The sequence below is a fragment of the Stenotrophomonas sp. 85239_Sma genome (assembly GCF_056481725.1).
This window is the reverse complement of sequence record NZ_CM151163.1, coordinates 3,987,970-4,005,493: the sequence shown is the minus strand read 5'-3', so window position 1 is coordinate 4,005,493 and position 17,524 is coordinate 3,987,970. Positions and strand designations below refer to the sequence as shown.

General features: G+C 66.3%; 16 protein-coding genes. 4 read left to right on the top strand and 12 right to left on the bottom strand.

Annotated features, from left to right (window positions below):
- Positions 1–290 precede the first annotated feature (290 nt).
- The 7 genes from ACYKG1_RS18560 to ACYKG1_RS18530 all read right to left on the bottom strand — a co-directional run bounded on the left by ACYKG1_RS18560 (position 291) and on the right by ACYKG1_RS18530 (position 8,081).
- Positions 291–1,643, bottom strand: a complete 1,353-nt coding sequence (locus ACYKG1_RS18560) for a sensor histidine kinase (protein ID WP_100473985.1) — start codon at positions 1,641–1,643, stop codon at positions 291–293.
- Positions 1,640–2,986 carry a sigma-54-dependent transcriptional regulator gene (locus ACYKG1_RS18555; RefSeq protein WP_262083504.1) on the bottom strand — a complete coding sequence of 449 codons (1,347 nt, stop codon included), beginning with the start codon at positions 2,984–2,986 and terminating at the stop codon, positions 1,640–1,642. The genes ACYKG1_RS18560 and ACYKG1_RS18555 overlap by 4 nt, the downstream gene beginning before the upstream one ends.
- A 121-nt stretch (positions 2,987–3,107) precedes the next feature.
- A complete protein-coding gene (locus ACYKG1_RS18550) occupies positions 3,108–3,476 on the bottom strand; it encodes a PDZ domain-containing protein (RefSeq protein ID WP_262083621.1) in 369 nt (122 codons plus the stop codon).
- Between the two features lie 19 nt (positions 3,477–3,495).
- Positions 3,496–4,713, bottom strand: a complete 1,218-nt coding sequence (locus ACYKG1_RS18545) for an ABC transporter permease (RefSeq protein WP_262083503.1) — start codon at positions 4,711–4,713, stop codon at positions 3,496–3,498.
- 20 nt (positions 4,714–4,733) lie between these two features.
- A complete protein-coding gene (locus tag ACYKG1_RS18540) occupies positions 4,734–6,032 on the bottom strand; it encodes an ABC transporter permease (RefSeq protein ID WP_478471085.1) in 1,299 nt (432 codons plus the stop codon).
- 10 nt (positions 6,033–6,042) lie between these two features.
- A complete protein-coding gene (locus tag ACYKG1_RS18535) occupies positions 6,043–6,768 on the bottom strand; it encodes an ABC transporter ATP-binding protein (protein WP_014038558.1) in 726 nt (241 codons plus the stop codon).
- A 35-nt stretch (positions 6,769–6,803) separates the two neighbouring features.
- Positions 6,804–8,081, bottom strand: coding sequence for an efflux RND transporter periplasmic adaptor subunit (locus tag ACYKG1_RS18530; protein ID WP_100473980.1), 1,278 nt, complete (start codon positions 8,079–8,081; stop codon positions 6,804–6,806).
- Between the two features lie 203 nt (positions 8,082–8,284).
- Here ACYKG1_RS18530 and glmS point away from each other — a divergent pair, with 203 nt between their 5' ends.
- Complete coding sequence (glmS, locus tag ACYKG1_RS18525) at positions 8,285–10,123, top strand: glutamine--fructose-6-phosphate transaminase (isomerizing) (RefSeq protein WP_262083628.1); 1,839 nt, start codon at positions 8,285–8,287, stop codon at positions 10,121–10,123.
- A 444-nt stretch (positions 10,124–10,567) separates the two neighbouring features.
- Positions 10,568–10,999, top strand: a complete 432-nt coding sequence (locus ACYKG1_RS18520) for a CBS domain-containing protein (RefSeq protein WP_100473978.1) — start codon at positions 10,568–10,570, stop codon at positions 10,997–10,999.
- Between the two features lie 67 nt (positions 11,000–11,066).
- On the opposite strand, the gene ACYKG1_RS18515 is transcribed toward ACYKG1_RS18520, so the two are convergent.
- Both ACYKG1_RS18515 and gloA read right to left on the bottom strand, forming a co-directional pair.
- Complete coding sequence (locus tag ACYKG1_RS18515) at positions 11,067–11,495, bottom strand: VOC family protein (protein ID WP_100473977.1); 429 nt, start codon at positions 11,493–11,495, stop codon at positions 11,067–11,069.
- A gap of 91 nt (positions 11,496–11,586) precedes the next feature.
- Positions 11,587–12,102 carry a lactoylglutathione lyase gene (gene gloA / locus ACYKG1_RS18510; RefSeq protein WP_478471084.1) on the bottom strand — a complete coding sequence of 172 codons (516 nt, stop codon included), beginning with the start codon at positions 12,100–12,102 and terminating at the stop codon, positions 11,587–11,589.
- A 122-nt stretch (positions 12,103–12,224) separates the two neighbouring features.
- Here gloA and ACYKG1_RS18505 point away from each other — a divergent pair, with 122 nt between their 5' ends.
- Positions 12,225–13,337 carry a PLP-dependent cysteine synthase family protein gene (locus tag ACYKG1_RS18505; protein ID WP_100473975.1) on the top strand — a complete coding sequence of 371 codons (1,113 nt, stop codon included), beginning with the start codon at positions 12,225–12,227 and terminating at the stop codon, positions 13,335–13,337.
- Positions 13,338–13,399: 62 nt separating this feature from the next.
- Here the strand turns inward: ACYKG1_RS18505 and ACYKG1_RS18500 are convergent, their stop codons facing one another.
- Entirely contained in the window at positions 13,400–13,804 is a 405-nt protein-coding gene (locus ACYKG1_RS18500; protein WP_100473974.1) for a hypothetical protein, read from the bottom strand.
- A 165-nt stretch (positions 13,805–13,969) separates the two neighbouring features.
- On the opposite strand from ACYKG1_RS18500, the gene ACYKG1_RS18495 reads away from it, so the two are divergent.
- Positions 13,970–16,000: a M3 family metallopeptidase gene (locus ACYKG1_RS18495; RefSeq protein WP_478471083.1), complete on the top strand. Its 2,031-nt coding sequence runs from the start codon at positions 13,970–13,972 to the stop codon at positions 15,998–16,000.
- A gap of 72 nt (positions 16,001–16,072) precedes the next feature.
- On the opposite strand, the gene ACYKG1_RS18490 is transcribed toward ACYKG1_RS18495, so the two are convergent.
- The gene (locus tag ACYKG1_RS18490) at positions 16,073–16,876 is read right to left on the bottom strand and encodes an SDR family oxidoreductase (protein WP_478471082.1); all 804 of its coding nucleotides are present in this window, start codon (positions 16,874–16,876) and stop codon (positions 16,073–16,075) included.
- Positions 16,873–17,439, bottom strand: a complete 567-nt coding sequence (locus ACYKG1_RS18485) for a DUF1415 domain-containing protein (RefSeq protein WP_262227753.1) — start codon at positions 17,437–17,439, stop codon at positions 16,873–16,875. Before ACYKG1_RS18485 ends, ACYKG1_RS18490 begins: the two co-directional genes overlap by 4 nt.
- Positions 17,440–17,524 lie beyond the last annotated feature (85 nt).

The window sequence follows — 17,524 nt, the reverse complement described above, 5'->3', positions numbered from 1 at the left end:
CGGTGCCCTGCGCTTCTCGGTGAATCAGCGGACGGCGCCGAACTCGCTGCGCTCAAACATCGGCGCCTCTGCGCCCCGGATTCCCCTGCGATGCTCGGCTCGCTCAAGGCGGAACCAACATCCAGAGCCACAGCTGCACCCAGTCGATTCAAACTACGCGTGGATCTCGTTGCATTTGCTCTTGATGCTCCCGTTCCCCTGGAGCGCAGGATGCCGATGCCGCAGCTTTGGCAGGTGCCAACCTTGATCGGCACATCCACGCATGGCGTGGATCTACCTGATCGACCTACTCAACCCACCGGCAACAGGATCGACACGCACAGCCCGCCATCACCGCGGTTCTGCAGCGACACGCGCCCGCCATGTGCCTCCACGATCTCGCGGGTCAGCGCCAGCCCCAGCCCGGTGCCGTTGCGCTTGGTCGAATAGAACGGCATCAGCGCGTTCTGCAGCACCTGTTCGTTCATGCCCTTGCCGCGGTCCAGTACATCCAGGCGCAGCCACTGCGGCAACCGCGTCAGCTGTACCTGCACGTCATCGTTGGGTGGATCGGCTTCGGCGCAGGCTTCATGGGCGTTCTTCAACAGGTTCAACAGTGCCTGCCCGAACTGCGCGATGTCGATGCGGCTGCTCAGTTCCTCGTCCGGCTCGCGCTCCATGGTGAACGGGATCTGCTGGCGGAGGCTGGACAGGAACGGCGCCCAGTGCACGGTCTGCAGTTGCGGCTGCGGCAGCTTGGCGAAGCGTGCATAGCCACGGATGAAGCCTTCCAGGTGGCGTGCGCGATCCTCGATGGTGGTGAAGATCTCCGGCAGCCGGTCAAAGCGTTCACGCTGCACCAGTACACCGCCGGAGTGGGCCAGCGAGGCAATCGGCGCCAGCGAATTGTTCAGTTCGTGGCTGATCACCCGGATCACCTTCTTCCAGGTCTGTACTTCCTGGCGGCGCAGCTCGGCGGTCAGCAGGCGCACCAGCAGCAGATCGTGCGGACGACCATTGAGCTGGAAGGCGCGGCGCGAGAGGTGGTAGACCTGTTCGTCATCCTCATCGCCGTCTTCGCCTTCGGCATGCACCGCGAACAGGCTGTCACCGCCGCGGGCGATCGCGTCGCGCAGCTCCACCGGCACCTGTTCGAGGACATCCTCCAAGCGCTGGCCCTCCAGCTTCCAGCCCCCGTGCAGCAGCTTGCGCGCAGCCAGATTGGAGAACACTACGCGGGCGATGCCATCACCACCCGAGGCGATCAGCAGCATCGCCACCGGCGTGTTCTGCACCATCGTGTCCAGAAGCAGTTCGCGTTGCACCAGGCCCTGCCGCTGTGCACGCAGCACATCGCCCAGTTCGCGGTGTGCCTGCACCAGGTCGCCGAGCTCGTCATTGCCGGGCCAGTGCACGCCGAAGTTGTATTCGCCGTCGCGATAGCTGCTGGTGGTGCCCGCCAGGGCCCGCATCAGTGACCGCACCGGGGCGGTAGCCCGACGCAGGGTCCACCACATCAGCGATAGCAGGATCAACGCCGACACCGTGGTCACCACCCAGCCATGGTTCATCCAGTACGCCAGCAACCACGGCAACGCGGCGGCCAGCGCCAGCACCGGCAGCAGGCGCAGGAACAGGCGGAAAGTGAACGAGCGCCGTTTCATTCGCGCGGAATGCCGTGGCGGTCCATGCGCCGGTACAGGGCCTGGCGGCTCAGGCCCAGTTCGGCGGCCGCCTGGGCGATGACGCCGTGATTGCGTGCCAGCACATCCTCGATGCGCTCGCGGTCGGGATCGTTGCCAGCACTCGGTGCCGGTCGCGGCACCGGTGCAGCACGCGGCAGGTTCAGGTCGGCCACCTCGATGCGATTGCCGGCCGCCAGCAGTTCTGCACGCTGGATCACGTTGCGCAGTTCGCGCACGTTGCCCGGCCACGGGTGCCGTTGCAGGGCCGCGCTGGCAGCGCTGGACAATGGCTTGCCGGCCGTCAGGAAGCGCTCGGCCAAGGGCAGGATGTCGCCCGCGCGCTCGGCCAATGGTGGCAGCACCAGTTCCACCGTATTGAGGCGGTAATAGAGATCTTCGCGGAACGTGCCGTCGCGGATCATCGCCGGCAGGTCGGCATTGGTCGCGCTGACCACGCGGACCTTGACCTGGCGTTCGCGATTGGAGCCCAGGCGCTCGAAGCGGCCGGTTTCCAGCACGCGCAGCAGCTTCATCTGCCCGCCGAGTGACAGGTTGCCGATCTCATCCAGGAACAGCGTGCCTCCGTCGGCAGCTTCGAACTTGCCCTCGCGCGCCTTGTTGGCGCCGGTGTAGGCGCCGGCATCGGCACCGAACAATTCGGCCTCGATCAGTTCCGACGGCAGCGCGCCACAGTTGACCGTGACGAATGGGCCCTTGGCCACCAGCGAGTTGGCCTGGATGATCTGCGCGATCTTTTCCTTGCCGGCGCCATTGGGGCCGGTGATCAGCACCGGCAGCTCGGAGCGCGCGACCTGGCAGGCCAAGGCGATGACGCGCTCGCTGGCCGGATCGGCGAACACCGCACCGCACAGGTCGTACTTTTCTTCCAGCGCATTGCGCTGGCGCAGCTCACGGCTGCGGCGGCGGTCCAGTTCGCGCCGCGCCTCGGACAACTCCAGCAGGTTGTTGACCGTGGTCAGCAGCTTGCGGTCGTCCCACGGCTTGGCCAGGTAGTCGGCGGCGCCGGCCTTGACCAGGTCCACCGCGCTGCTCAGGTGGGTCCAGGCGGTCAGCAGGATCACCGGCAGGTCCGGGTGGCGCGCGCGGATCTGCGCGAACAGGTCTTCGCCTTCCTCGCCGGAGGTGGTGTCCTCGCTGAAGTTCATGTCCTGGATCACCAGGTCGACCGGCTGCGACTCGAGCAACGCCAGCCCCTCGGCCGGGCTCTGCGCCTGCAGGGTGTCGATGTCGTGCAGGGAGAACAGCACATCCAGCGCGGTGCCCACGCTGGCGTTGTCGTCGATGATCAGGATCGAAGGCATCAAGCGGTTCTGCAGAAAGGGATGGGCGGCGCCGATGGAGCCGTGTTCGTGTCCATACGCCGGGAGAGCCCGGCGCCACCCATCAAGCATAGCCAAACCCGTAGCCGTAGGGGCAGCGGGCTCAGCTTCGGGGCGGAGGCGGTGGTGCCGGAGGCGGCGGGGTGACCAGGGCCAGGCGCCAGGCAGCCGCATTCACCGGAACAGTCAATTCACGTCTGCCGCGGCGCAGCAACAGATAGACGGTTCGGCCCGTGGAGTGGCGAAGGGCATCGACAAGATGCTCGACCCGGCGCACGGCGGTGTCGTCCATGCGCAGGATGCGATCGCCGCTGCGCACGCCGAAGCGGGCTTCGGGACTGGCAGCCTCCACATGCACCTGTCCCTCGGTCGAGCGCAACGCCAGTCGCGCATCATCCTGGCGCCATTCCAGTGCCTGCGAGCTGCCACCGCCGGCCTGTGCCGGCAGTGGCAGGAGCACCATCATCAGCAGCATCCAGCGGATGCGCATCTCACGCGCCCCGCGTGGCAACCGCAGGCGGTACCGCTGCTGCACGCCGGGCCGGTCCGAACACCGCGATCTGGCCGAGCACCCACAGCAGCAGCGCGCCCAGCGGCAGGTAGTGCAGCGGCATGCGCGGCAGCTCGTACATGTTCATCAGTGCCAGGTTGATCGCGTAGGCGGCCAGCATGCCCAGCACGATGCCCAGCGTGGCCAGCAGGAAGTTCTCGGTCTGGAAGTAGCGCAGGATCTGCCCACGCGTGGCACCCAGCGCACGGCGGATGCCGATCTGCTTGCTGCGCTGCTGCACCCAGAAGCTGGCCAGGCCGATGATGCCCAGTGCGGTAACCACCAGCAACGAGATGCTGACCGTGATCAGCAGGCCGACCATTGCGCGGTCGTTCTTGAAGAAGTCCTTGCGCTGGTCTTCATAGGTCAGCTTGTCGCGCATCAGACGGTTTGGATCATTGCGCTCCAGTGCGGCGGCGGCGGCATCGAGCACTTCCTTGCGGCGCGCCGGGTCGGTGCGCAGCACATAGGTGCCACCTTTATCGAACGTGCTCCGGGTGGGCAGCAGCATCGAGTTGGTCCAGTTGTCGTTCCAGCCATTGGGCGTGCTGAGCGTGTCGACGATGCCGACTACGTGCAGCGACTGCTTGCCCATGTAGTAGGTCTTGCCCAGTGCGCTGCCATCGGGTTCCATCTTGGCGGCGGTGGCCTGGGTGAGGAGAATCGGGATGGCCTTTTCCTTGCCGCCGCCCGTGCTGACGTCCTCGAAGTTCTGGTACTCGTCGGGCAGGAAATCGCGGCCTGCAATCAGGTTGATGCCCATCGTGGCCAGCCCGTTCTCGGACAGGTTGTACATCGAGGCGTTGGTGGTCGGCCGTTCCTGGTCGATCACGCGCGAGATGCTGCTGCTGGAGGAGCCGTTGCGGAAGGGGACCTGGTTGATGATGGTGACGTTGCTGACGCCGGGGATGGCGCGCAGCGATGCCAGGTCCTCGCGGGTGCGGGCCAGGGCGTCGGTCTGCTTGCCGATGCCACTGACGCGCAGCATCACCAGTTCGTTCTCGGCGATGCCACTGGGCATGCTGATCTTCTCCACGCGCTGGCTGACCAGGAACAGCGCGTTGCAGACGATGGCGCAGGTCAGTGCGACTTCCAGCACGATCAGGGCAGCGGCGGTCTTGTGCCGGCGCAGCGTGCTGAGGATGGGGCGGATGTCCATGGGAGTCCTCGTTCGGATGCTTACTGCGACTTGAGCTGGATGGCCGGAGTGACCTGCATCGCGCGCCAGGCGGGCAGGAAACCGGCGGCGAGGCTGGCGAACAGGGTCAGGCCCAATGCGAGCAGCAGCATGCTGCCGTCCAGGTGGGCGAGCTTGGCGTACTCCACCGGCTGCTGGCGCACCGCGAACAGGCCGAGCAGGGCCAGGCCGATGCCCAGCACGCCACCGACCACGCCGACCGCGCCGGCTTCGACCAGGCACTGCAGGAAGATCTGCCCGCGGCTGGCACCCAGTGCACGGCGCACACCGATTTCACCACTGCGACGCAGGAACTTGGCCAGCAGCAGGCCCACCGTATTGACCAGGCAGACGCCGAGAAAGCCCAGCGCCAGCCACAGCTGCAGGCGGACATCGCTGGGTACTGCGCCGTTGAAGTCCAGCCATTCCATCACGGTGCGCAGGCGAACGTTCGGCGGGTGCTTGAAGCGGCCGGCTTCACGTTGCTGCGTCGAATAGTTCTCCAGGTAGCGGCGATAGTCGGCGGCCTTGGCCGGGTCCAGTTCCACCCAGTACTGCAGCCACGCGCACGGTGCATTGAGCGAGTAGCTGTTGCCGTCGGGGTTCTCGCCGAAGCAGTTCATGTTGCCGTTATTGCCAAGCTTGAGATCGAAGGAGGTCGAGATCGGCAGCAGCAGGTCTTCGTCCTTGCCGTAGCTGCCTGTGGTCAGGTCGTAGAAGTGCGGCTCTGGGCTCCACTCCTTCACCACACCGACGATGCGGAAGCTCTGGCCTTCCATGCGCAGGTCGCGGCCCACGCTGTTGGCGCCCTGGAACAGCTTGTCGTTGAGTGCCTTGGAGATGACCACCACGCGGGCACGGGCTTCGTCATCCTCGTGGCTCCACGGGCGGCCGTACTGCATGGGCACCTCGAACATGGGGAAGAAGTCGGCCGACGTCCAGCGGGTATCAATGCTGAAGGGCTTGAGGGTGCTGCTGGCGGGCTCAATGGTCCCACCGCCACCGCTCATCAGCGCCTGGCGCTCACCCTTGGCTTCGCGCAGCAGTGCTTCACCATCGAAGCGGGTCAACTGGGTTTCCGGCTCTTCGCCGGCGACGTAGGCACCGGTCGCGGCGTCGAGCTGCACGTAGAACAGGCGGTCGCTCTTGCTGGGAATCGGGTCGCCGGACAGCACGTGGAACACGGTCAACGTGGTCATCGAGGCGCCGATGCCCAGCGCGATGGCGATCACCATCAGCGCGGTCAGTACCTTGTTGCGGCGGAAGCTGCGCACCGCCAATCGGGCGTAGTAGGCGAACATGGTCGGGCCCTCACTCGTTGACGGCGACGATGTGGCGCGGCGGGGTGGCCAGCACCGGCTCGCGCACCAGGTCGGTCACCTGGCCGTCGACGATGTGCACGTTGCGCTGCGCGCGCGCGGCCAGTTCCGGGTCATGGGTGACCATCACGATGGTGGTGCCGGCGGCATTGATCTCCTCCAGCAGTTCCATCACGCCGCGGGCCATCTGCGTATCCAGGTTGCCGGTCGGTTCGTCGGCCAGCAGCAGGCGCGGGCTGCCGGCCAGGGCACGCGCGATCGCGGCGCGCTGCTGCTGGCCACCGGACAGCTCATTCGGGTAGTGCTTCATGCGCGAGCCCAGGCCGACCTGGGTCAGCGCCTTCTCGATGCGCTCGCGGCGCTCGTTGGCGCTCATCTTGCGGTAGCGCAGCGGCACGTCGACGTTGTCGAACAGGTTCAGGTCGGGGATCAGGTTGAAGCCCTGGAAGATGAAGCCGATCTTCTGGTTGCGCAGTCGGCTGCGGGCATCGTCGCCCAGCGTGCTCACGTCCTGGCCGTCGAGCATGTAGGTGCCGCTGGTGAAGGTTTCCAGCAGGCCGGCGATGTTGAGGAAGGTGGTCTTGCCGGAGCCGGACGGACCGGTGACGGCGACGAACTCGCCTTCCTTGACCTGCAGTTCCAGCGAGCGCAGTGCGTGGGTTTCCACCTGTTCGGTGCGGAAGACCTTGGCGACCGAGCGCATTTCGAGCATGTACATGGGGTGTCCTCTCTCCAGGATTCAGGTATCAGGTATCAGTTGACGGAGACGCGTTCGGCGTCCTTGAACAGGTCGCTGCCGGAGACCACGATGCGGTCGCCCGGCTGCACGCCCGACTTGATTTCCACTTCGCCCAGGCTGCTGACGCCCAGTTCCACCGGACGCCGTACCGCTGTGCGGCCATCCATTACGTAGGCGATGCCGTTGCCCTGTTCGACGAACGGGCCGCGCTCGACCTTCAGCACGTCCTTACGGGTATCGAGCAGCACGCGCACCGACATCCGCTGGCTCTGGCGCAGGCCTTCCGGCTGCGCGCTGGCGAAGCGCACGCGGGCGTTGACCTCGCCGTTGACCACTTCCGGCGACACCGCGCTGATCTCGCCCGGGAACGGCTTGCCGTTGCCGCCGGTCAGCTGCGCCGGCATGCCGATCGCCAGGTCACGGGCGAAGCTCTCCGGTACCTTGATCTCGACCTCGAACTTGGACAGGTCGACCACGCCCAGCACTGGCGCATTGGCGGCCAGGTTGGTGGACTGGACGGCCTGCACCTGGCCGACCTGGCCGTCGAACGGCGCGCGCAGGGTCAGTGCGTCCACCTGGCGCTGCACCTCGGCCACCACCGCCTTCTGGCGGTCGGCCAGCAGGCGCTTGTTGCGGGCGTCCAGGTCAGCGCCCTGGCTCTGCAGGCGTGCATCGGTGGTGGCGTTGGCCAGGGTGATGTCGGCCTTCTTCAGCGAGTCCTTGGCCTTGGCCAGATCGATCTGCGGCACCGCGCCGCCGTCGTAGCCACGCTGGTAACGCTGCAGGTCGCGGTCGGCGGCCTGGCGCTCGATGGTGGCTTGGTCGGTTTCCTTGCGCGACTTGGCGCGGGCCAGGGTGGCGTCCAGCGCGGCGCGGCTGGCCTCGGCTTCCAGGCCGGCCAGGGTGGCCTGTTCCTGGGCCAGCTTGCTGCGCAGTTCCGGGCTGTCGATGACCGCCAGTTCCTGGCCCTTCTTGACCACGTCGCCGGCGACCACCTTCAGGTCCACGGTGCCGGCCGAGATGGCGTACAGGATCGGGCTGTTGGCGGCGATCACGCGGCCGTCGGCGGCGATGTCGCGGACCAGGTCCCCGCGCTTCACTTCGGCGATGCGCACGCGGCTGCTGTCGTAGGAGCGGCTGGCGTTGGACCAGGCGTACACGGCCCAGCCGATGCCGGCCAGCAGCGCGATGGCGCCCAGTGCCGGCCAGCGGTAACGCTGCCAGTTGGCGCGGGTGGTGCCGGACGGGGCGGAGGAAACGATCTGGTCCTGTGCGGAGGTGTCGCGGATCATCGGGTGCGTGCCTGACGGTGGTAGTGGGTACCAAGCACGTAGCGTGCCAACTTTATTTCCTTGTGGGTCAATGGGTTGGGAAGCGCCCTGAAGTGTCCGGGTGTCCGCGGACACCTTTCCGGACACTTTCATTAAGCGGACAGGAGGGGGAAGCCGGATGCGCAGGCTAGAATGCGCCGATCGTCTTCAAGGAAACGCGTGACATGTGTGGAATCGTGGGTGCGATCGCTGATCGCGACGTAGTGCCGGTGCTGATCGAAGGCCTGAAGCGCCTTGAGTACCGTGGTTACGATTCCTCGGGCATCGCGGTGATCGACCATGCCCAACGGCCGGATGTGCGCCGCGTGCGTCGTACCGGCCGTGTGTCGGAAATGGCCACTGCGGCCGAGGCCGAGGGCTTCAATGCAGTGCTGGGCATCGGCCACACCCGCTGGGCCACCCACGGTGGTGTCACCGAGGCCAACGCGCATCCGCACATCAGCCACGGCGTGGCGCTGGTGCACAACGGCATCATCGAGAACCACGAAGCGCAGCGCGAGAGGCTGCGCGCGATGGGCTACACCTTCGAATCGCAGACCGATACCGAAGTCATCGCGCACCTCATCCATCACCACCTGAAGGACGGCGACGACCTGCTGGTGGCGCTGCAGCGCACGGTGAAGGAGCTGACCGGTGCCTACGCGCTGGCCGTGGTCAGCCGCGCCGAGCCGGAGCGCTTTGTCTGCGCGCGCATGGGCTGCCCGTTGCTGGTGGGCCTGGGCGAGGGCGAGAACTTCGTCGCCTCCGACGTTTCGGCGGTGATTTCGGCCACCCGCAAGGTGATCTTCCTGGAAGAGGGCGACACCGCCGAGATCCGCCGCGAGGGCGTGCGCATCTTCGACGAGCATGACCAGCCGATCGAGCGCGAGGTGCACCTGTCCGATGTGTCGCTGGCATCGCTGGAACTGGGCCCGTACCGCCACTTCATGCAGAAGGAAATCCACGAGCAGCCGCGCGCGCTGGGCGACACCATCGAGGCGGCGATCGACGCCGGTGGTTTCCCGGCCGAGCTGTTCGGCAAGAATGCCGAGGCCGTGCTGTCGGGCATCGAAGGCGTGCAGATCATCGCCTGCGGCACCAGCTATTACGCCGGCCTGACCGCGCGTTACTGGATCGAAGCCATCGCCGGCCTGCCGTGCAGCGTGGAGATCGCCAGCGAGTACCGCTACCGCGCCGCCTATGCGAACCCGAAGCACCTGATCGTCACCATCTCCCAGTCCGGCGAAACGCTGGATACGATGGAAGCGCTGAAGTACGCCAAGTCGCTGGGCCACACGCACACGCTGTCGATCTGCAACGTGCCGGAGAGCGCGATTCCGCGCGCCAGTGAGCTGGTCTGCTACACCCGTGCCGGTGCCGAGATCGGCGTGGCGTCGACCAAGGCCTTCACCACCCAGCTGGCCGCACTGTTCCAGCTGACCGTGGTGCTGGGCAAGCTGCATGGCCGTATCGACGCGGCGCAGGAAGCGGACTACCTGGAGCAGCTGCGCTTCCTGCCGGGCAGCGTGCAGCACGCGCTGAACATGGAGCCGCAGATCGCCGCCTGGGCCGAGCGTTTCGCGCGCAAGAGCAGCGCGCTGTTCCTGGGGCGTGGCCTGCATTACCCGATCGCGCTGGAAGGCGCGCTCAAGCTCAAGGAAATCTCCTACATCCACGCCGAGGCCTACCCGGCGGGCGAGCTGAAGCACGGCCCGCTGGCGCTGGTGGACGAGGACATGCCGGTGGTGGTGATCGCGCCCAACGACAGCCTGCTGGAGAAGGTGAAGTCGAACATGCAGGAAGTGCGTGCGCGCGGAGGCGAGCTGTTCGTGTTCGCCGACCAGGACAGCAACTTCAACGAGTCCGAAGGCGTGCATGTGATCCGTACGCCGCGCCATGCCGGCGTGCTCAGCCCCATCGTGCACACCATCCCGGTGCAGCTGCTGGCTTACCACACCGCGCTGGCGCGCGGCACTGACGTGGACAAGCCGCGTAACCTGGCCAAGAGCGTGACGGTGGAGTAAGCCCGTCGGATCCATTGGATGCTGCATGCGAAAGGGGCCCACGTGGCCCCTTTCGTTTGTGCCGACGGGAGTGCGAAGTGGGACAGCCGCCGGGTGTTCTGTCCGCCATCGGCAGCAGGCAATCAATCTTTAATGCACGGCATCGGCTGTATTCAGCGGCGGTTTCAGCCGCGGTGCCATTCTCTGGATCGTCAGTTGGTTCCCACGACGAACTGTCCTATCGATGCCGGTAGTGACCGATGGTCGCAGTCGTAGAATCGATTTGTCCGAGGTCCGGGTTGAGCGGTTGAGCCCACCTCGTTCGCGTTGCAGCACATCGTCTGCCAATCCGTTCCAAGCGGCAGCCGGGTGCGCCAGACGTGCGCTGAAAGGTCTGTTCCCGGGGAGGGGGCGTATCGGAAGAGCACACTTTTTGACTTCAGTGACCTGCACCAGGAAACAAGAATGAACGTCCGCGAACTCCTGCAATCCAAGAAAGAAGCTGTCATCACCATCGACGCCGAAGACACCATCGGTGCCGCCGCCCACAAGATGAGCGCGAACAAGATCGCTGCGCTGGTGGTGATGAAGGACGATGCCCCGGTCGGCATCATTTCCGAAAAGGACATCGTGCGCACCTTGGCCGACGACGGCCCGCAGGCCGGCCGCCGGGTGATCTCCAGCCTGCCGTCCACCGGCCTGGAAGGCATTGCGCCGGACGCCACGCTGAAGCAGGCCATGTCGCTGATGACATACTCGCGGCGCCGTCATCTGATGGTCACCGAAGGCACCCGACTGGTTGGCATCCTCAGCCTGGGTGACATCGTGAAGAACCTGCTGGGCGAGCTGGAACTGGAAAAGGCCGTGCTGCAGGACATCTACATGGCCGCCCACTGAGGGCTTGACCCTTGGATGCAGAGAAGCCGGGCATTGCCCGGCTTCTTCGTTCACGGTTTCGGTGATATCAGAAAGTGACCTTCACCGAGTCGGCGCTGTAGTTCGCTGGGCCGTGGTAGACCACTTCGATGTTGTTGCCATCCGGATCAATCACGAACGCGCCGTAGTAGCCCGGATGGTAAGGGCGTTCGCCCGGCGCGCCGTTGTCGGTGCCGCCGGCGGCGATCGCGGCGGTATGGAAGGCGTCGACGGTGGCGCGGTCGCGCGCCTGGAAGGCCAGATGGTGGCGGCCGGTCAACTGGCCGGCGGCGGCCTCGCTGCTGGCGTTGGAAATGAACAGCTCGTCGGCCCAGAAGTAATCATCGCCTTCGCCGGCGATCGGGATGCCGATCGTCTCGAACACCGCCTGGTAGAAGCGGCGGCTGGCGGCTAGGTCGCGTACGACCAGCTGGATGTGGTCGATCAGTCGTCCGCGGTGCAGTTCCATCGTTTCCATACCAACCTCGCAAAAAAGGGGACGGAGGGGATTAAGTCGCTTGCGGCCTAATAGTGCCAGAAACGGCTTAATCCCCTCCGTCCCCTTTTTGTCAGTTGGCGATGATTTCGACCCAGTAGCCGTCCGGGTCCTTGATGAAGGCCAGGTTCTTCATGCGGCCGTCGGTCAGGCGCTTCTGGAAGGCCACGCCGAGGTCTTCGAAGCGCTGGCAGGCGGCCTCGATGTCCGGCACCGACACGCAGATGTGACCGAAGCCGCGCGGATCGCTGTTGCCGTCGTGGTAGACCGCGCCGTCCTGGCTCTCGGTACCGTGGTTGTGGGTCAGTTCCAGGACGCCCGGCAGGCCGGCCATCCACACGCGGCGCGGGTTGTCGTCTTCCGGTACGACCGCACCGGCCGGCACGTAGGCCAGGAAGTACAGGCTGAACCGGGCGTCCGGGAAGTCGCGCTTGTCGATCAGCTGGTAGCCGAGCACGCGGGTGTAGAAGTCCAGCGAGGCGGTGATGTCCTTCACCCGCAGCATGGTGTGGTTGAACACGAAGCCAGTGGTTTCGGCCGGGGCCTGGGCGGCGACGCCAGGGACATCGCGCAGGGCGGGAATGGTCATGGGGGAGGTCCTTCAGACGGGGCCGTTGCCGGCCGGATGGGGCTATTCTACCGGCCGTCAGCTGACGGCACCGCGACGTACAATGGGCGGATCGCACCGTTCCGTTCTGAGCATTGCCCGCCATGTCGCAGCGTGAATGGGTGGCCGCCGCCATCCGCAAGATCGAAGCCGATTTCAACCGTTCCGCCGATACCCACCTGATCCCGCTGGCGCTGCCTGGGTTCGAGGGCATTGATCTGTACCTCAAGGACGAATCGAGCCATCCCACCGGCAGCCTCAAGCACCGGTTGGCACGCTCGCTGTTCCTGTATGCGTTGACCAACGGCTGGTTGCGCGAGGGCCGGCCAGTGATCGAGGCTTCCAGCGGCTCGACCGCGGTGTCCGAAGCCTATTTCGCGCGCCTGCTCGGCCTGCCATTCATTGCCGTGATCCCGGCGACCACCTCGCCGGAAAAGATCGCCGCGATTGAGTTCCACGGGGGACGCTGCCACCTGGTCGAGCGTGCCTGCGAACTCAACTGTGAATCGGAGAAGCTGGCCCGCGAAACCGGTGGCCACTTCATGGACCAGTTCACCTATGCCGAACGCGCTACCGACTGGCGTGCCAACAACAACATCGCTGAATCCATCTTCAAGCAGATGGCCGAAGAACCCAGCCCGGTTCCGGAATGGATCGTGTGCAGCCCCGGTACCGGCGGTACCGCAGCCACGCTGGGCCGTTATGTCAGCTACCGCCGGCATGACACCCGCATCCTGTGCGCGGACCCGGAAGTGTCGGTGTTCTTCGACGGCTACAAGGCGGCAGTGGCCGGTGAACTGGACTGGCGTGGACTGACCTGCAGCGGGGGTTCGCGCGTGGAAGGCATCGGACGGCCACGGGTGGAGCCGAGTTTCATCCCGACCAGTGTCGATGCGATGGTGAAGGTGCCTGACGCGCTGAGCCTGGCCGCGATGCGTCATGTCAGCCGCCAGCTCGGCCGCCGTGTCGGCGGCTCTACCGGCACCAACTTCATCGGCGTGCTGCAGGCCGCGCAGTGGATGCGCGAGGCTGGCCACCAGGGCAGCATCGTCAGCATCCTGTGCGACAGCGGCGAGCGGTACGCGCAGAGCTACTACGATCCGGCGTGGTACGCGCGGCAAGGGATCGATGTCGACGGCGCCGATGCGCAGCTGGCGGCGGCGGTGGCCGGGCAGGGGCTGCCGGAACTGCCGTGGTGCAGCCTGGAAGCGCTGTAGCCGGCTGGCATTTCCGCCGGGCCATGCCCGGCGGCGGCCGCGGCGGTGTGTCGCACCCCCGATCAATACCCTGCTGCGGTGAACGCGTCCAGCACCACATCGCGCAGTGCATCGGGCAAGGCCTCGATGTCCATCGCACGGTCATCCAGGTGCAGGCTCGGGTCCAGGATGCTGGCGCGGCCCTGGGCCAGGGCCTGCAGCCACAGCAGCACGCAGATCACGAACTCGCGCTCATGGCCCAGCTGCAGCTGGCTGGCGCCGCGCTCGACCACTTCGAACGGGTACCACTCCTGGGCATCATTGAACGTGCCGCCCTGCTGCAGCACCGCCTGCAGTTGTTGCAGGTGGCGCGGGGCGTCATCGCCGGCATCGCACAGCGCGGCGATCCAGGTCAGTTCGGCCGGGCTGGCAGACAGCGCCAGCGACCGCGCCGGTGAGGCGGATGCAACTTCAGCCAGACCTTCCATGTGGGGCCTCGTTCGGTACCTGCTGCTGCGGACTCCCCCGCAGCCAGAGCTTCGGTGCGCCAGCGTAAGGCCGATGTGAATGCCGTGCCCCCTTGTCAGTCACGCCTGCCAGCGCCATATCTACAGGGCTGCCCGCCTGCCGGGCCCGTTCCCTGGAGATCTGCCGTGACCGTTGCCAACCCCCTGCTCGATGTTTCCGGCCTGCCGCGCTTCGAGGCGATCCGCCCCGAGCATGTCGCACCGGCGCTGGATGTGCTGCTGGCCGAGGCCGAAGCCGCCGTCAGCAAGGCCGAGCAGGTGCAGTCGGTGCGCTGGGAGACCTTCGTCGCCCCGCTGGACGATGCCACCGAGCGCCTGTGGCGCGCCTGGGGCCTGGTCGGCCACCTGCAGGCCGTGGTCAACACCCCGGAGCTGCGCGAGGCCTACAACAGCAACCTGCCGCGGGTGACCCGCTTCGCCAGTGCGCTGGGCCAGAACCTGGCGCTGTACCGCCAGTACCAGGCACTGGCCGCAAGCCCCGAGGCTGCGGATTTCGACGAGGCCCAGCGCAAGGTACTGGACAACACGCTGCGTGATTTCCGCCTGGGCGGTGCCGAGCTGGCGCCCGAGGCGCAGCAGCGCTTTGCTGCGATCAAGGAAGAACTGTCGGCGCTGTCGGCGAAGTTCTCGCAGAACGTGCTCGACGCTACCGATGCCTGGTCGCTGATCATCGAGGACGAAGCGCGACTGAAGGGCGTGCCGGAAGACGTGAAGGCCGCCGCGCACGCCGCAGCACAGAAGGACGGCCAGACCGGTTGGAAGCTGACCCTGCAGATGCCGTGCTACCTGCCGGTGCAGACCTGGGCCGAAGACCGCGACCTGCGCGAGATCCTGTACCGCGCCAGCGCGCAGCGAGCCTCCGAATTCGGCGATGACGCGCTGGACAACAGCGGCAACATCGACCGCATCCTCGCCTTGCGCGCGGAACTGGCAACGCTGCTCGGCTTCGCTTCGTACGGCGATTATTCGGTGGCGACCAAGATGGCGCAGGACCCGGCCGAAGTGCTGGGTTTCCTGCGCGACCTGGCCTCGCGCGCCAAGCCGTTTGCCGCCAAGGATCGTGCCGAGCTGGAGCAGTTCGCGCGCGAACAGTTGGGCATCGAGACACTGCAGGCCTGGGACCTGGCATTCGCCGCCGACCGCCTGAAGCAGGCGCGCTACAGCTATTCCGAGCAGGAGGTGAAGCAGTACTTCAGCGAACCGAAGGTGCTGGGCGGCCTGTTCTCGGTGATCGAGCAGCTGTACGGCCTGCGCGTGCAGGAAGACAGTGCGCCGGTCTGGCATGAAGACGTGCGCTTCTTCCGGCTGGTCGATGCGCAGGGCGCGCTGGTCGGCCAGTTCTACCTGGACCTGTACGCACGCGAGGGCAAGCGCGGCGGTGCGTGGATGGACGATTGCCGCAACCGTCGCGTGCGTAGCGACGGCAGCGTGCAGACCCCGCTGGTCTACCTGGTGTGCAACTTCGGCCGTGGTGCCAACGGCAAGCCGGCGACTTTCAGCCACAACGAAGTGACCACCCTGTTCCACGAGATGGGCCACGGCCTGCACCAGCTGTTGACCCGCATCGGCGAGCTGGGCGTGGCCGGCATCAACGGCGTGGAATGGGACGCGGTGGAGCTGCCCAGCCAGTTCATGGAGAACTTCTGCTGGGAATGGGACCACCTGCAGGGCATGACCGCGCACGTGGACAGTGGCGAGCCGCTGCCGCGCGCGCTGTACGAGCGCATGCTGGCCGCGCGCAATTTCCATAGCGGCATGGCCACGGTGCGCCAGCTGGAGTTCGGCCTGTTCGACATGCTGCTGCACAGCCAGTTCGAACCGGCGCAGGACAGCGTGCTGGCGCTGCTCGACCGCGTGCGCGCGGAAGTGGCGGTGAACCACCCGCCGGCCTGGAACCGCTTCCCGCACCAGTTCAGCCACATCTTCGCCGGTGGTTACGCTGCGGGTTACTACAGCTACAAGTGGGCCGAAGTGCTCAGTGCCGATGCCTATGCTGCGTTCGAGGAAGCGCCGCAGGCACTGGCTGAAACCGGTGCACGCTTCCGCGATGAAATCCTGTCGCGCGGTGGCAGCCGCCCGGCGGCGGAGAACTTCAAGGCCTTCCGCGGCCGCGCACCGCAGATCGACGCGCTGCTGCGCCATTCGGGCATGGCGTAAGCGTAGAAAAAGGGGACGGAGGGGATTAAGTCGTTTGTGCACAAACGACTTAATCCCCTCCGTCCCCTTTTTCTATTCGGCGTAGATCATCTTCCGGGTCATGCCGCCGTCGACGATGAAATCCTGGCCAGTGCTGAAACCGGACAGCGACGACAGCAGGTACACCGCCAGCGCGCCGATGTCCTCGGGGCGGCCGACACGGCCGACCGGGTGTTGCGCATGGTCGATGGCCGAGTACTCCGACACGTGCCGTCGCGAGGGGGCCTGCCAGGTGGTGGTGCCGATCCAGCCCGGACTGATGCTGTTGACCCGCACCGCCGGGCCGGCACTGATCGCCAGTGCATGGGTGAAGGCCACCAGCCCACCCTTGGCCGCAGCATAGGCCTCGCTGTGCGCTTCGGATTGCCAGGCGCGGGTGGAGGCGATGTTGATGATCGCACCAGCGGCATTGGCCGCCAGCGCCGGTAGTGCGTGCTTGCTGCACAGGAACGCACCATGCAGCGAGGACAGGCGGCGCTGCCACTCGTCCCAGTCCATGTCCTGCAGCAGCGTGCCATGCGGGCCGGCGATGCCCGCGTTGTTGGCCAGCCCGTCGATGCGGCCGAAACGCTGCAGGGCCATGGCGATGAAATCGCGCACGCTGGCTTCGTCGGTGATATCCAGGCGCTGGAATGCGGCATCCTCACCGCGCTGCCATTCCGCCAGACATGCCTCGCCGGCCTCCACGTCCAGGTCGCCGATCAGCACGCGTCCACCGGCACCGAGCACGGCCTGGGCAATACCGCGACCGATGCCGTTGGCACCGCCGGTGACCAGCACCACCTTGCCCGACAGCGGCGCGGCCGGCCATGCGGTAATCGGCGGCACCGTGCTCACGTCAGGTCTTCGCCACGCAGGCGGCGATGCCAGCCGTCCACGCCGATGCGGTCCAGGGTCTGGATGTTGCGCTCGACGATCACGTCAGGGTCCGGATAGACATCCACCGCGCGCGCCACGCTGTCTTCGCGCAGCAGGTGCAGGGTGGGGAAGGGCGCGCGATTGGTGTAGTTGCTGGCGTCGTCCGCGGCCACGCCATCGAACTGGTAGTCCGGGTGGAAGCTGGCCACCTGCAGGATGCCCTGCAGGTCCAGCGCCTCGATCGCCGCGTCGGCGTTGTCGAGGAAGTCGTTGTAGTCGAGGAACCCGGTCAGCACCTGCGGATGCACGATCAGCGTGGTATCGATCTGTTCGGCCGGCGTATCGCGCAGCAGCACCAGTTCCTCGGCCAGCTGCTCAACCAACGCTTCCGGCGTGGTCGCATCGCTGAGCACGATGCGTACCTGGTCCTTCACATACACCGCCTTGGCGAACGGGCACAGGTTCAGGCCGATGACGATGCGCTCCAGCCACAGGCGGGTGGCGGCGATCGGGTCATCAGTGGGCAGGTGGGCATCGGTCATGGCGGGCACGTCGGCTGGCGGGGCCGCCATTGTAGGCGCCTCGCCAGCAACGCGCCGTCGTACCTGCCGCTGGCAGCGCCGGGGC

Excerpts from the sequence above, each read along its gene's own strand:
- gloA (WP_478471084.1), bottom strand. The coding sequence starts at position 12,102 with ATGACCATTCCCGCCCTGCGCGATGTCCCTGGCGTCGCCGCCCAGGCC.
- ACYKG1_RS18520 (WP_100473978.1), top strand. The coding sequence starts at position 10,568 with ATGAACGTCCGCGAACTCCTGCAATCCAAGAAAGAAGCTGTCATCACC.
- glmS (WP_262083628.1), top strand. The coding sequence starts at position 8,285 with ATGTGTGGAATCGTGGGTGCGATCGCTGATCGCGACGTAGTGCCGGTG.
- ACYKG1_RS18540 (WP_478471085.1), bottom strand. The coding sequence starts at position 6,032 with ATGTTCGCCTACTACGCCCGATTGGCGGTGCGCAGCTTCCGCCGCAAC.
- ACYKG1_RS18560 (WP_100473985.1), bottom strand. The coding sequence starts at position 1,643 with ATGAAACGGCGCTCGTTCACTTTCCGCCTGTTCCTGCGCCTGCTGCCG.
- ACYKG1_RS18515 (WP_100473977.1), bottom strand. The coding sequence starts at position 11,495 with ATGGAAACGATGGAACTGCACCGCGGACGACTGATCGACCACATCCAG.
- ACYKG1_RS18485 (WP_262227753.1), bottom strand. The coding sequence starts at position 17,439 with ATGACCGATGCCCACCTGCCCACTGATGACCCGATCGCCGCCACCCGC.
- ACYKG1_RS18535 (WP_014038558.1), bottom strand. The coding sequence starts at position 6,768 with ATGTACATGCTCGAAATGCGCTCGGTCGCCAAGGTCTTCCGCACCGAA.
- ACYKG1_RS18555 (WP_262083504.1), bottom strand. The coding sequence starts at position 2,986 with ATGCCTTCGATCCTGATCATCGACGACAACGCCAGCGTGGGCACCGCG.
- ACYKG1_RS18545 (WP_262083503.1), bottom strand. The coding sequence starts at position 4,713 with ATGGACATCCGCCCCATCCTCAGCACGCTGCGCCGGCACAAGACCGCC.
- ACYKG1_RS18505 (WP_100473975.1), top strand. The coding sequence starts at position 12,225 with ATGTCGCAGCGTGAATGGGTGGCCGCCGCCATCCGCAAGATCGAAGCC.
- ACYKG1_RS18500 (WP_100473974.1), bottom strand. The coding sequence starts at position 13,804 with ATGGAAGGTCTGGCTGAAGTTGCATCCGCCTCACCGGCGCGGTCGCTG.
- ACYKG1_RS18530 (WP_100473980.1), bottom strand. The coding sequence starts at position 8,081 with ATGATCCGCGACACCTCCGCACAGGACCAGATCGTTTCCTCCGCCCCG.